The following is a 13465-nucleotide window of genomic DNA, read 5'->3' as shown; positions in this document are numbered from 1 at the left end:
ACTCCGGAAAATGAGAGGGAAATTAAGAGCAACTAACAAAACGGTGACATATTCGAATGGCAGGCGCGGCCTGCCATCGGTTTTCTCTGGAGCGCGTCCATACGAAATCCTGCGCACCATCCCAAACCGCACGTCACGCTTTGTTAGTTGCTCTCGGAATGCCATTCCGTGGCAGCGCCGGCCATCATAATGACAGAAAACCCATATGACAAATGCGCCGAATTACTTCGGCGCAGTGCGTTCATCCAGCGGGAGGATATTGCCCGGGTTTGATCAGTGCCCAAGCCGGGAGAATAACCCGGCCTTATCCAGGTTTTCTGCCGCCTCGGCGGTGCGGGCGCGATATTCAAAAGTCCCGGCCGCCAATCCGCGCTCGGACACCACCACGCGGTGCGGAATGCCCAGCAGTTCCATGTCGGCAAACATGGCGCCCGGGCGCAGGCCGCGATCGTCCAACGCCGCCTCGATGCCGGCAGCGATCAATTCCTCCAGCAGGGCCGCGGCCGCGGCGGCCACCTGCGCATCCTGCTTGGGGTTGATCACGCACACCACCACCTTCCACGGCGCCATCGGCGCGGGCCAGACAATGCCGGCGTCGTCGTGGTTCTGTTCGATTGCTGCCGCCACGATGCGCGAGATGCCAATGCCGTAGCAGCCCATCTTCATCACCGCAGCCTTGCCGTTTTCGTCCAGCACGGTGGCCTGCAGCGCTTCGGCGTATTTGCTGCCGAGCTGGAACACATGGCCCACCTCGATGCCGCGGGTCAGGCGCAGCTCGCCGCCGTCGCTGGCACGGTCGCCGTCGACGACATTGCGCACGTCGGCCACAGTCTCCGGTTCGGGCAGGTCGCGGCCCCAGTTGACCCCGGTCAGGTGCACGCCTACCGCGTTGGCACCGACCACGAAATCGGCCATGGCGGCGACGTCGCGATCGGCAATGATGCGAATCGGCTGGGCCGGCTGCACCGGGCCCAGGAAGCCGGGTTCGCTGCCCAGGTGCTGACGGATCTCGCTTTCATTGGCCAGCCGGTAGTCGACCATGCCGGCGACCTTGGCCAGCTTGATCTCGTTGACGGCGTGATCGCCGCGCACCAGCACCAGCACGAAGCCGGCGGTGGTCATCACCGCGATCGACTTCACCGTGCGCTGCAGCGGCAGGCCCAGCAACTGGGCCACGTCTTCGCAGGTCTTCTGGGTGGGCGTGTCCACGCGCTGCAGGGGCTCGCCGGCAGCCGGGCGCGGTGCGGGCAGGGCGGCGCTGGCGGTTTCCACATTGGCCGCGTAGTCCGAGCCGGTGGAGAACGCCAGCGAGTCCTCGCCCGATTCGGCGATGACATGGAATTCCTGCGAGGCATCACCGCCGATTGCGCCGGAGTCGGCCTGCACCGCACGGAACTCCAGCCCCAGCCGGGTGAAGATGCGGATATAGGCGGCCCGCATGTTGTCGTACTCGCGCGCCATGTCCGCATCGGTGAGATGGAACGAATAGGCGTCCTTCATCAGGAACTCGCGTGCACGCATCACGCCGAAACGCGGGCGGATTTCATCGCGGAACTTGGTCTGGATCTGGTAGAAATTCAGCGGCAGCTGCTTGTAGCTGTTGATTTCCTGACGCGCGAACTCGGCCGCGGCTTCTTCGGCGGTCGGGGTGTAGCAGAACTCCTGTTCCTTGCGGTCCTTGATCTTCAGCAATTGCCCGCCGAACTTTTCCCAGCGGCCGGTCGCGTCCCACAGCTCGCGCGGCTGGATGGTGGGGAACAGCACTTCCACCGCCCCGGCGCGGTTCATTTCCTCGCGCACGATGGCCTCGACCTTGCGCAGCACGCGCAAGCCCAGCGGCGACCAGGTGTACAGCCCGGAGGCCAGCTTGCGGATCATGCCCGCGCGCAGCATCAGACGGTGGCTGACCAGCTCGGCGTCGGCCGGGGTTTCCTTGGTGGTGTGCAGGTGGAACTGGGAAAGACGCATCGGGCTTCGCTTGAGGCGGAAAGCCGATAGTTTGCCAGTGTCGTGCCCCGCAGGTCATCGGCGATGACCCGGCGGCGCGTTGCGTGCACCGGCGCGCGGCCGGTGCGCAGGGCTCAGGTGGTTGGGCCGCCGGCCGGTGCCGGCTTGCAATAGGCCTTGGCGGCGGCCTCGGCCAGATTGCGCTGCGCGGCGCGCGCCTCCGGGTCCAGCGGGGTGCCAGGCTTGCCGTCGCCGGCGCCCATGGTCACTTCGCCCTTGCCGCTGAGCAGCTCCAGGTTGCGGCGTGCCGTGAGGCAGTCGGCCGATTCGGGCGCAGCCGTTTCCGGGGCGGCGATGGCGGCGGTGCCGCTGCGCGCATCGATCCGGCGCGACTCGTAGCGCTGGCCGGTCGGGGGCGGGGTCTCGGTGTAGTGGGTCACGCCCTTGGCGTCTTTCCACTTGTATAGATCGGTGGCGCCAGCGGCGGCGCTGACCAGCATCAACAGGGCGCAGAGCCCGGACGACAGGTGCATGAGGCTTCCCCTAGATGATTCCCGCGGCGATTGCAGCATTCAGCGACCGCCGTGGCAAGTGATCGATGGGCCGGCAGGGCGCATCAGGCCGGGCCGCGCTACCGCCGGACGGACCTCAGGCCCTACACTTGCCGGATGGATGAAATGAGACCGCCCCCGCGTTCGCGCACGATCTACCTGCTGCCGAACCTGTTCACCACCGCCGGGTTGTTCTCCGGCTTCTACGCCATCATTGCTGCTGCCAATGGCCAGTTCGTGCAGGCCAGCATGGCGGTGTTCGTGGCCGCGGTGATGGACGGGCTGGACGGCCGCGTGGCGCGCCTAACCAACACCAGCAGCGAATTCGGCGTGCAGTACGACTCGCTGGCCGACCTGGTCAGCTTTGGCATGGCGCCGGCGCTGGTGATGTATCACTGGTCGCTGTCGGCGCTGAAGTTCGATAGCAGCGTGATGGGCCGGGTCGGCTGGTCGGCGGCGTTTCTGTATGCGGCCTGCGCCGCCCTGCGGCTGGCGCGCTTCAACACCCAGGTCGGCGTGGTCGACAAGCGCTGGTTCATCGGCCTGGCCAGTCCGGCCGCGGCCGGCTTGATGATGTCCTTCGTGTGGGCCTTCGCCGACGACAGCCTGGGCCTGGATGGCGAGCAGCTGCGCTATGTGGCGCTGGGCGTCACGGTGGTGTCGGCGTTGCTGATGGTCAGCCGGATCCGGTTCTGGAGCTTCAAGGGCGGCGAACGCGGCCCGCGTGCGGATCGGGTGCCATTCCTGGCGCTGGCGATCGCGGCGGTGGTCATCGCGCTGCTGGTCATCGACCCGGCACGTTCGCTGCTGGTGATCGGCGTGCTGTACGCCTTGTCCGGCCCGGTGATGTGGCTGTGGCGGCGCGGACGCAGGACGCCCGAGCTGCCATGAGCGAGATGGCCGTCGCGCCGGTGTGGTCGGACCTGCAGGTGAGCTGCCTGCAGGCGATGGGGCACACCGTGTATCTGGACCGTGACACGGTGGAGGCCGAACCGGCGCCTGCTGTGGCTGAGGCGCCGGCACCGGTGCGAGAACCTGCGCGCCCGCAACACGCCGCGCCTGCGCCCAGCGCAGCACCTGCCGCACGCCGCAGCGCACCGGCTGCGCCGTCCGAGCCACCTGCCGATGTCAGCGTTCGTCCGTCCGCGCCTGCCGCACCGCGGCGTGGCCGTGTGGGCATGCCCGACAGATTGCAGATTGCCTTGTTGCGTGCATCCGGCTGCAATCCCGGTGATCCGCAGACCCAAGCCTTGATGGCCTCCTGGCCGCTGGCCGAATTGCGCGGCAACCCGGCCGCCAAGCGCGCGCTGTGGCCGCAGCTGCGCGCCCTGCGCCGGCGCCAGGGCCCGGCGTGAGCGCGATGAACGCGCCGATGCCCACAGCCCTGCGCGCCATGCGTGAGAGCGACCTGGACGCGGTCATGGACATCGAGCGCCGCGCGTATCCGTTTCCGTGGACGCGCAGCATTTTTCGCGATTGCCTGCAGGCCGGGTATCCGGGCTGGGTGATGGAGCAGGCCGGGCAGATCATTGGCTACGGCGTGATCAGCATTGCTGCCGACGAGGCGCATGTGCTCAACGTCTGCATTGCACCGGAAGCACAGTCGCAAGGACACGGCCGTGTGTTGCTGCGCGCGCTGATCAAGGCGGCCTGCGACCGCGGCGCGCGGCGCGCGTTTCTGGAAGTGCGCCCGTCCAATCCGTCGGCGATTGCCTTGTACCACTCCGAAGGGTTCAACGAGATCGGGCGGCGTCCGCGCTACTACCCCGCGCACACCGGGCGCGAAGATGCCCTGGTGATGGCGATCGAGTTGTTCTTCGAAGGCATCTCCTGACCGATCGTGTGGCGCGCAGGCTTTGCGATGCCCTGGCGTGACTGACTGATTGAAAGCTGGCCGCGCGGTTGCGTGGCGTGCGCGTGTGCGTTGACGCTCGGCACCGTCATCGAACGTGCATGCAGGTGTACGCGCTTGCACGGCATGCGTGTGTGCATGCGTCACAGCTGACGAAGCGAACGCAACGTGCGTGCGGCATGTCGGCTCATCATGCGACGCATGCGCTGATTGATACGCCGCAGTATTGGACGTGTGTGCGCATGATCGATCACTGCGCTGCACATCGCACAGAAGTGCACGCCACCGGCAACGCGTGTTGCTGGGTTTGTGCGGTCTCCAGCGCTCAGTGATGTGTCCTGATCGCGCTGCTTGATGTGCCCTCTCACATGCGCGATCACACATCGTGCTTGCGCTGCTGCACGCCACCACGCGCTGCACGTCATGTTGCATTGCAGTGTCCTCTCTGCTGTCTCTGCTGTCTCTGCGTGTCTGCGTCATCGCGTTTTGTCTTCTCTTGAATGTCCCGCAAGCGTTTGCGTGACTGCGCGTGCACATCGACACATCGCCTAGATACAACCGATTGCGATGCTCCTAGTATCCGTGTCGCGGAAACTGAAAAGTACACAGATGAAAAGTATGTTCCGCGCGCTCTAGTCGAGCGATGTGCCGCTGCGCGGTGCGTCGAACTTATCCGAGGGAGACATCAAGATGAAGCCGAAATTTTCAACGGCGGCCGCCGCGTCGCTGTTTGTCGGGTCGTTGCTGGTGATTGGCGTTGCCAGCGCCGATCCTGCACTGGAAGTTGCCACGACAGGCTGGGCCACGCAGAACGGTGGCACCAAGGGCGGCTCCAAAGCCGCGGCCGCCAATATCTATACGGTCAAGAATGCTGCCGAGCTGAAAGCTGCGTTGAAAGCCAGTGTTGGCAGCAACGGACGCATCATCAAGATCAGCGGCGTGATCGACGTCAGCGAAGGCAAGGCCTACAGCACCACGGCCGACATGAAGAGCCGCGCGCGTCTGGACATCCCCACCAAGACCACCTTGATCGGCATCACCAGCAACGCGGAAATCCGCGAAGGCTACATGTACGTCAAGGCGAACGACGTCATCATCCGCAACATCACCATCGAAAATCCGTGGGATCCGCAGCCGGTCTGGGATCCGGACGATGGCAGCGCGGGCAACTGGAACTCCGAGTACGACGGGTTGACCGTGGAAGGCGCCAGCAACGTGTGGGTGGACCATGTGACCTTCACCGATGGCCGCCGTACCGATGACCAGAACGGCACCGCCAACGGCCGCCCGAAGCAACATCACGACGGCGCAATGGACGTCAAGAAAGGCGCCAACTACGTGACCATTTCGTACTCGGTGTTCAAGCTGCACGAGAAGAACGATTTGATCGGCTCCAGCGATAGCGCCTCCAGCACCGACAGCGGCAAGCTCAAGGTCACCATCCACAACACCATGTTCCAGGACATCGCTGCGCGTGCGCCGCGTGTGCGCTTCGGTCAGGTGCACCTGTACAACAACTACCACGTCGGCAGCACCAGTAATAAGGTGTATCCGTTCTCGCATGCGCATGGTGTCGGCAAGGAATCGAAGATCTTTTCCGAGCGCAACGCATTCGAAATCAGCGGCGTGAGCAGCTGCGACAAGATCGCTGCCGACTACGGCGGCAGCGTGTACCGCGATCAGGGCTCGTTGCTCAACGGCAAGGCGCTTTCTTGCTCGTGGAATACCAACATCGGTTGGACGCCGCCGTACACCTACAACCTGCTGTCGGCCGACAAGGTCGCCGCCGACGTCAAGGCAAAAGCAGGTGCCGGAAAGCTGTAAGCGTTACCACGTGCAGTGCCCGGCAACGGGCACTGCTGTGATGTGTTGCAGCTATGCCGAGGGTGCACGTGCAGCATATCGAAAATATACTTTTAAATAATTTACATAAAAGATAGCATCGGTCGGGTCCGCTAGGGGACTGGCCGATTCGGCCTGGGCGGATGCAGTGCTGTCACGGGGAGCGCGTCGCGCATGCGACGTGTCATTGCATCACTCATTCAAGAGAATTCAACACCATGTCGAATGCATCGACAGTTGTGGGTCGTACGGTTGTGGGCGTCGTTCTGGGCGCTGCGTTGTTGTCGGGCACCGCGTATGCGGCAGACCCTGCACTGGAAGTGGCCACCACCGGCTGGGCCACCCAGAACGGCGGCACCAAAGGCGGCTCCAAAGCGGCGGCGGCAGACATTTACACCGTCACCAACGCGGCCCAGCTCAAGGCGGCCTTGAAGGCCAAGGCCGGCAGCAACGGCCGCATCATCAAGATCAAGGGTGTCATCGACATCAGTGAAGGCAAGGCCTACACCAAGACCTCGGACATGAAGAGCCGTGGTCGCCTGGATGTGCCGACCAAGACCAGCCTGATCGGCGTCGGCACCAATGCCGAAATCCGCGAAGGCTTTTTCTACGTCAAGGCCAACGACGTCATCGTGCGCAATCTCACCATCGAGAATCCGTGGGATCCGGAGCCGGTGTGGGATGCCGACGACGGCGATGCAGGCAACTGGAATTCCGAATACGACGGGTTGACCGTGGAAGGCGCCAGCAACGTGTGGGTGGACCATGTGACCTTCACTGACGGCCGCCGCACCGATGACCAGAACGGCACCGCCAACGGCCGCCCCAAGCAGCATCACGATGGTGCGATGGACGTCAAGAAGGGCGCCAACTACGTGACCATTTCGTATTCGGTGTTCAAGTCGCACGAGAAGAACAGCCTGATCGGCTCCAGCGACAGCGCATCGAGCACCGACTCCGGCAAGCTCAAGGTCACTATCCACAACACCTTGTTCCAGGACATCGCCGCACGTGCGCCGCGCGTACGCTTCGGCCAGGTGCATCTGTACAACAACTACCACGTCGGCAGCACCAGCAATAAGGTGTACCCGTTCTCGCATGCGCATGGCGTGGGCAAGGAATCGAAGATCTTCTCCGAGAACAATGCCTTCGACATCAGCGGCGTGAGCAGCTGCACCAAGATTGCTGGCGACTACAAGGGCAGCGTGTACCGCGACCAGGGCTCGTTGATCAACGGCAAGGCACTGACCTGCAGCTGGAACAGCAACATCGGCTGGAAGCCGCCGTATACCTACAACATCCTGCCGGCCAACAAGGTGGCAGCGGACGTCAAGGCTAAGGCTGGCGCCGGCAAGCTGTAACGCCGAGCACATCCTGCACCGCTGTGTCATGCAGCGGTGCGGACGCAGCACACAGCGCCTGCAGCGATGCAGGCGTTGTGCGTTGTGTGCAATGGCCTATGTGCTGTGCTGATGGCCTGCGTGGCAGGCCGCGCAGCGTGGGTGACAAGGCCGATCCGGATTCTCGTTTTGAAGACGCGCACGCCAGGCGATTCAGTTGGCGCTGTTGTCGGAGCGCCACGTGTTCCGGATCGGCGGGACCCGTGATTGCAAGGATGGAGTGCAGGGCATCGGTGGCCGCACCCATCTCGATGGCGTGTAGCAGATCAACGGCGCGCCGATGGTGTGCATGCTCACTACCGCGATCGGTTGGAAGCCGCGTGATGCGTATAGCCGGTTGCCGAGCGCGGCCGTGGCTGCGGCGGTGCTGGCGTATAGGGACGCCGGAGGACCTTAGAGCGGCTAACAAAACGTCGCGCCCGCCCGGCGGTTGCGTAGTCCTTTTGATTGCTGCTCTTAACCGGTAAGTGCCGCAGCCGAATGGCTGCGGACAGTGCATGCATCAAACGCCTGCGCCATGTGGCGCAGGCGTCGTGCTTTAGAGCTTGGCGCGCTGCTCACGCAGACCGGTCAGCTGGGTGGTCCAGTCGTTCAAGCGTGCGCGTTCCTGCTCGACCACCGCCGCTGGTGCGTTCTGCACGAAGGTGGCGTTGCCGAGCTTGCCGTTGCACTTGCCGATCTCGCTCTCCACGCGCTTGATCTCCTTGTCCAGGCGGGTGCGTTCGGCATCCATGTCGACCAGGCCTTCCAGCGGCACCAGCAAGGTGAGCTCGCCAACAATGGCAGCGGCGGCCGGCGGAGCCTCCTGGCCGGCGGCCAGCCAGTCGATCGCTTCCAGCTTCAGCAGGAACGCCAGCTGCGAGGCGAAACGTGCCACGCGCGCACGGTCGTCGCTGCTGCCGGCCTGCAGCCACAGGCGCACCTGTTTGGATGGCGGCACGTTCAATTCGCTGCGCACGCGGCGCAGTGCCGAGACCATCGCCTTGAGCCATTCGATATCGGCTTCTGCACCGGCGTAACCGCTGGTGTCGACATCGCCGCGCTGCGGAAAGGCTTGCAGCGAGATCGTGTCACCGGTGATGCCCAGGCGCGGCGCCACCTGCTGCCACAGTTCTTCGGTCACGAACGGGGTGAGCGGATGCAGCAGCCGCAACAGTGCTTCCAGCACGTAGAGCAGCGTGTGGCGGGTGCTGTCGGCGGCGTCCTGCACCGCGCCGTTGAGCGCAGGCTTGGCGAGTTCGACAAACCAATCGCAGAACGCATTCCAAGCGAATTCGTACAGCGTTTGCGCGAGCAGGTCGAACCGGTAATTGGCGTAATGCGCCTGTGCTTCGGCGGCCACCGCGTCCAGACGCGCCAGGATCCACCGTTCGGTTTCGGTCTGCGGCTGCGGCACGCCGCTGAACTGCGCGCCCTCGGTGTTCATCAGTACGAAGCGTGTGGCATTCCACAGCTTGTTGCAGAAATTCTTGTAACCCTCGGCACGGCCCAGATCGAACTTGATGTCGCGGCCATGCGTGGCGAGTGCGGCGATGGTGAAGCGCAGCGCGTCCGCGCCGTGGGCGATGATGCCGTCCGGGAATTCCTTGCGTGTGGCTTTTTCGATCTTGGGCGCATCCTTGGGCTTCATCAGCCCGGTGGTGCGCTTGGCTACCAGGTCTTCGATGCTGATGCCGTCGATGATGTCGAGCGGATCGAGCACGTTGCCCTTGGACTTGGACATCTTCTGGCCCTGCGCATCGCGAATCAGGCCGGTGATGTAGACGTCACGGAACGGCACCTGGCCGGTGAAGCTGTCGGTGGCCATGATCATGCGCGCCACCCAGAAGAAGATGATGTCGAACCCGGTGACCAGCACCGACGACGGCAAGTAGCGCGCGAAACCGCGCTCATCCATCGCCTGCGCATCCGGCCAGCCCAATGTGGAGAACGGCCACAGCTGCGAGGAGAACCAGGTTTCCAGCACGTCGCTGTCCTGATGCAAGGCAACCTCTGCACCCAGACCATGCGTGGCGCGCACCTGCGCTTCGTCGTGGCCGACATAGCACTTGCCCGCCTCGTCGAACCACGCCGGAATGCGGTGGCCCCACCACAGCTGACGGCTGATGCACCAATCCTGGATGTTTTCCATCCAGTGGCGATAGGTGTTGATCCAGTTCGGCGGCACGAACTTGACCTGGCCACTTTCGACCAGCTCCAGGCCGCGCTTGGCCAGCGCGTCCATCTTCACGAACCACTGGTCGGTGAGATACGGCTCGATCACCTGGCCAGTACGGTCGCCGCGCGGCACCTGTAGCTTGTGAGGTTTGGTTTCCACCAACAGCCCGAGGTCTTCCAGCTCGGACAGCACCAGCTTGCGCGCGTCGTAACGATCCAGACCGCGGTAGCGCTCCGGTGCGTTGTCGTTGATGGCGGCGGTGACGGTGAACAGGTTGATCAGCGGCAAGTCATGCCGCACGCCCACCTGGTAATCGTTGAAGTCATGCGCCGGCGTGACCTTGACCACGCCGGTGCCGAACGCGCGGTCGACATAGTCGTCGGTGATCACTGGCACCAGACGGCCGGTCAGCGGCAGCACGATCTGTGCGGCATGCAGCGTGGCGTAGCGCGCATCGTCCGGATGCACCATCACCGCGGTATCGCCGAGCATGGTTTCCGGGCGCGTGGTGGCCACCACCAGGTAATCGCGGGTTTCGCGCAGGGTCTCGACGCCATCGGCATCATGCTCGACATGCTCGTAAGTCACACCGTCGGCGAGCGGGTAGCGGATCGACCACAAAAAGCCGTCTTCTTCGACGTTTTCCACTTCCAGATCGGAGATGGCGGTCTTCAGTACCGGGTCCCAGTTGACCAGGCGCTGGCCACGGTAGATCAGGCCCTGTTCGTACCAGCGCACAAACGCCTCGGTGACTGCGGCCGAGGGCTGCGGATCCATGGTGAAGGTGCTGCGCGACCAATCGCTGGAGGTGCCCAGCCGGCGCATCTGGCGCTCGATGGTGTCGCCTGATTGCGCCTTCCATTCCCACACCTTGGCGATGAAGCCATCACGCCCCAGCGTGTCGCGCGTTTCGCCCTTGCCTTCCAGCGCGAGGTTGCGCGAGACCACCATTTCCGTGGCGATGCCGGCATGGTCGGTGCCCACTTGCCACAAGGTGTCGTAGCCGCGCATGCGGTGGTAACGCACCAGCGCATCCATCAAGGTCTGCTGGAACGCATGCCCCATGTGCAGCGTGCCGGTCACGTTCGGCGGCGGCAGCAACACGGTGTAAGGCTCGCCGCTGCCGGACGGCTTGAAATGCCCGGCCGACTCCCACTGTGCGTACAGGCGCGATTCGAACGAGGAGGGGTCGTAGCTGGAGGCGAGGGTGGTCATAGGGGGGCTGGGATTCGTTGATTCGGGATTCGGGATTTGTTGAGTCATGGGGCCGGTAGAGATCGCTGGCAAGCCATTGCATCAACCTCAGCGGTGGCGCTGTGGAACGGAGATTGGCTGTTGGGATGCGTCGTTGGTAAGGACTTGTGGATGCGCGCAAAACCGCTCCTGCAAATCCCCAATCCCAACTCCCCAATCTCCGCCCCTCTCACATGTCGTATTTCGTGAGCTCCAGCCCCAGCGCCTTGTACTGCTTCCAGCGGTCGCGCAGTGGTTCGCGGGCGGCGGGGTCGGCGGGGACCACTTCCAGCACGCGGTCGCAGGCGCCCAGGTACGGGTCGTCGCGCAGGTTGATCACCAGCGGGCGGGAGGGGGCGTCGAAGTCCGGTGCGGCGATCAGGACCGGTGCCAGCTCGTCTTCTTCGTCGGTGCCGCCGATCTGGTGCGGGATGTAGGCCTCGTCGTCGAAGGACCACAACAGGTCGTCCAGCGCCTCGGCCTGGTCAGCGTCGCGTGCCAGGATCAGCGTCGACAGGTTGGCGTCGTAGGCCTTGCGCGCCAGCTCGCAGACCAGCCGCAGCGGTTCGTTGAGGAAGCGCGGCTTGGCGATCAGATAAAAGTCGGCACGGGGCATGGTCAGGTCACGAAACGGAAGGGGAAACGGATTCGGCAATGATGCTGCCGAGTGTGAACAGCAGGCCGGACGCCAGTATCGCCAGCAGGAACCCGCCGGTGGCGCGCAGGCGTCGGCCCGCAGGCCGCGAGCGATACAGGTAGATGGGGATACAGATCAGCCAGGCCAGCACCATCCCGATGTTGAGCCACATCGGGCGGCGGAAGCCCTGCCGGCGGCTGTCGGCCGCCAGCCACACGAAGATCAACGCCAGCAGCAGCGCGAACCGCACCAGGTCGCTGCCGGGGCCGGTCCAGCCGGGGAGCGCGCTGGTGGCTCCGTCCGCCAGGGCGAACCCGGCGAGCAGGGCCAGTGCAGCGCCCGGCGACATCAGGCCGTGCGGTCCAGCAACCACTGGGTCAGCAGGCCGACCGGGCGGCCGGTGGCCATGCCGCGCTTGCCTTCGTCGCTGGCCACGCCGGCGATGTCCAGATGCGCCCAGCGCTGGTTTTCGGTGAAGCGCGACAGGAAGCAGCCGGCGGTGATCGCGCCACCCCAGCGGCCGCCGATGTTGTAGACGTCGGCGAAGGTGGAATCCAGCAGGCCCTGGTATTCGTCCCACAGCGGCAGGCGCCAAGCGCGGTCGAACACGTGCTCGCCGGCGGCCAGCAGTTCATTGGCCAGATCGTCGTGCTTGCTCATCAAGCCGGCGGTCTGGTGGCCCAGGGCCACCATGCAGGCGCCGGTCAGCGTGGCCACGTCCACCAGCGCTTCCGGGTTGAAGCGCTCGGCGTAGGTCAGTGCATCGCACAGGATCAGGCGGCCTTCGGCGTCGGTGTTGCCGACCTCGATGGTCTTGCCGGACATGCTGGTGATTACGTCCGAGGGACGATAGGCATTGCCGTCGATGGCGTTTTCCACCGCCGGCACCACCACCACCAGGTTGATCGGCAGCTCGGCCTTGACCGTGGCCACGAAGGTGCCGATGACGTTGGCGCCACCGCACATGTCGTACTTCATTTCCTCGATGCCGCCCTGGGTCTTCAGGTTGACGCCACCGGTATCGAAGGTGATGCCCTTGCCGACCAGCACGTACGGGCGCGCCTCGCCGCCGCCGTTCCACTTCAGCACGATCAGGCGCGGGCGGTTGGCCGAGCCACGCGCCACCGACAGCAGCGAGCCCATGCCCAGCGCTTCCATCTGCTGCTCGTCCAGGATCTCGGCCTCGGCGCCCGGGAACTTGCCGGCGAAGGCGGCCGCCGTGTCGGCCAGGTAGGCCGGGGTGCAGTAGTTCGGCGGCAGGTTGCCCAGCTCGCGGGCGAACTCCACGCCTTCGGCGGTGGCAATGCCCACGGCCAGGGCGCGGGCGTCGTCGCCGGCGATCGCCAGGGTAGTCAGGCCGGTGTCGTCGACCTTCTTCTTGCCCAGCGTGGCGGTGTAGCGGTAGGCGGCATGGTCGCTGACAACCACGGCCTGGCGGATGTTCCAGGCTGCGTCGCGTGCCTTGACGGGCAGTTCGGTCAGGGTGAGCAGGGCGCTGCCGATCGGGCCGGTCTTCAGTGCGCGGGCCGCATCGCCGATCGCCTTGAGGTAGGGCGCCACGCCGAACTTGGCGGTATCGCCCAGGCCCACCACCAGCACGCGCGGGGCCTGCACGCCGGGCAGGTCATGCACCAGGGTGGTGGTGCCGGTCTTGGTGGCCACATCGCCCCGTGCCACCAGCGCCGTCAGGCGGCCCTGGCTGGCGCTGTCCAGCGCCTGGGCAGCGGGCGAGAGGGTCTTGTCGGCGAACGCGCCAACCACGATGCAGTCGACGTGGGCGCTTGCCGGCGCGTCTTGGTTCAGGGTGAATTGCAGGGCCATTGATCAGATTCCGTAGGCAAATCC

At 64.8% G+C, this 13465-nt stretch carries 11 protein-coding genes; 5 read left to right on the top strand and 6 right to left on the bottom strand.

Going from position 1 to position 13465, the window contains the following annotated elements; genetic code table 11:
* Window positions 1-273: 273 nt before the first annotated feature.
* Both QRM89_RS01440 and QRM89_RS01435 read right to left on the bottom strand, forming a co-directional pair.
* Entirely contained in the window at window positions 274-1968 is a 1695-nt protein-coding gene (locus QRM89_RS01440) for a proline--tRNA ligase (protein WP_285447117.1), read from the bottom strand.
* Window positions 1969-2081: 113 nt separating this feature from the next.
* On the bottom strand, window positions 2082-2480 hold the full coding sequence (locus QRM89_RS01435) for a DUF4124 domain-containing protein (RefSeq protein ID WP_012439261.1): 399 nt from the start codon (window positions 2478-2480) through the stop codon (window positions 2082-2084).
* Window positions 2481-2615: 135 nt separating this feature from the next.
* Here QRM89_RS01435 and pssA point away from each other — a divergent pair, with 135 nt between their 5' ends.
* The 5 genes from pssA to QRM89_RS01410 all read left to right on the top strand — a co-directional run bounded on the left by pssA (window position 2616) and on the right by QRM89_RS01410 (window position 7553).
* Entirely contained in the window at window positions 2616-3389 is a 774-nt protein-coding gene (pssA, locus tag QRM89_RS01430) for a CDP-diacylglycerol--serine O-phosphatidyltransferase (protein ID WP_042596438.1), read from the top strand.
* Entirely contained in the window at window positions 3386-3853 is a 468-nt protein-coding gene (locus QRM89_RS01425) for an alanine acetyltransferase (protein WP_050912432.1), read from the top strand. The genes pssA and QRM89_RS01425 overlap by 4 nt, the downstream gene beginning before the upstream one ends.
* On the top strand, window positions 3850-4332 hold the full coding sequence (rimI, locus tag QRM89_RS01420; protein ID WP_042596436.1) for a ribosomal protein S18-alanine N-acetyltransferase: 483 nt from the start codon (window positions 3850-3852) through the stop codon (window positions 4330-4332). Before QRM89_RS01425 ends, rimI begins: the two co-directional genes overlap by 4 nt.
* A 708-nt stretch (window positions 4333-5040) precedes the next feature.
* Window positions 5041-6174, top strand: a complete 1134-nt coding sequence (locus QRM89_RS01415) for a pectate lyase (RefSeq protein ID WP_011035886.1) — start codon at window positions 5041-5043, stop codon at window positions 6172-6174.
* 236 nt (window positions 6175-6410) lie between these two features.
* Window positions 6411-7553 (top strand): pectate lyase, encoded by a 1143-nt coding sequence (locus QRM89_RS01410; protein ID WP_103702047.1) that lies wholly within the window; start codon window positions 6411-6413, stop codon window positions 7551-7553.
* Between the two features lie 577 nt (window positions 7554-8130).
* On the opposite strand, the gene QRM89_RS01405 is transcribed toward QRM89_RS01410, so the two are convergent.
* From QRM89_RS01405 to QRM89_RS01390, 4 genes are all read right to left on the bottom strand, one after another.
* Window positions 8131-10965: a valine--tRNA ligase gene (locus QRM89_RS01405; RefSeq protein WP_285447116.1), complete on the bottom strand. Its 2835-nt coding sequence runs from the start codon at window positions 10963-10965 to the stop codon at window positions 8131-8133.
* A 208-nt stretch (window positions 10966-11173) separates the two neighbouring features.
* Window positions 11174-11599 carry a DNA polymerase III subunit chi gene (locus QRM89_RS01400; RefSeq protein WP_103702043.1) on the bottom strand — a complete coding sequence of 142 codons (426 nt, stop codon included), beginning with the start codon at window positions 11597-11599 and terminating at the stop codon, window positions 11174-11176.
* A gap of 7 nt (window positions 11600-11606) precedes the next feature.
* The gene (locus QRM89_RS01395) at window positions 11607-11969 is read right to left on the bottom strand and encodes a hypothetical protein (RefSeq protein WP_285447115.1); all 363 of its coding nucleotides are present in this window, start codon (window positions 11967-11969) and stop codon (window positions 11607-11609) included.
* Entirely contained in the window at window positions 11969-13441 is a 1473-nt protein-coding gene (locus QRM89_RS01390; protein ID WP_115539614.1) for a leucyl aminopeptidase, read from the bottom strand. Before QRM89_RS01390 ends, QRM89_RS01395 begins: the two co-directional genes overlap by 1 nt.
* Between the last annotated feature and the right edge of the window lie 24 nt (window positions 13442-13465).

This window comes from Xanthomonas sp. LMC-A-07, from assembly GCF_030208825.1.
Classification (GTDB): domain Bacteria; phylum Pseudomonadota; class Gammaproteobacteria; order Xanthomonadales; family Xanthomonadaceae; genus Xanthomonas; species Xanthomonas campestris.
This window is presented reverse-complemented; position numbering and strand designations above follow the sequence as displayed.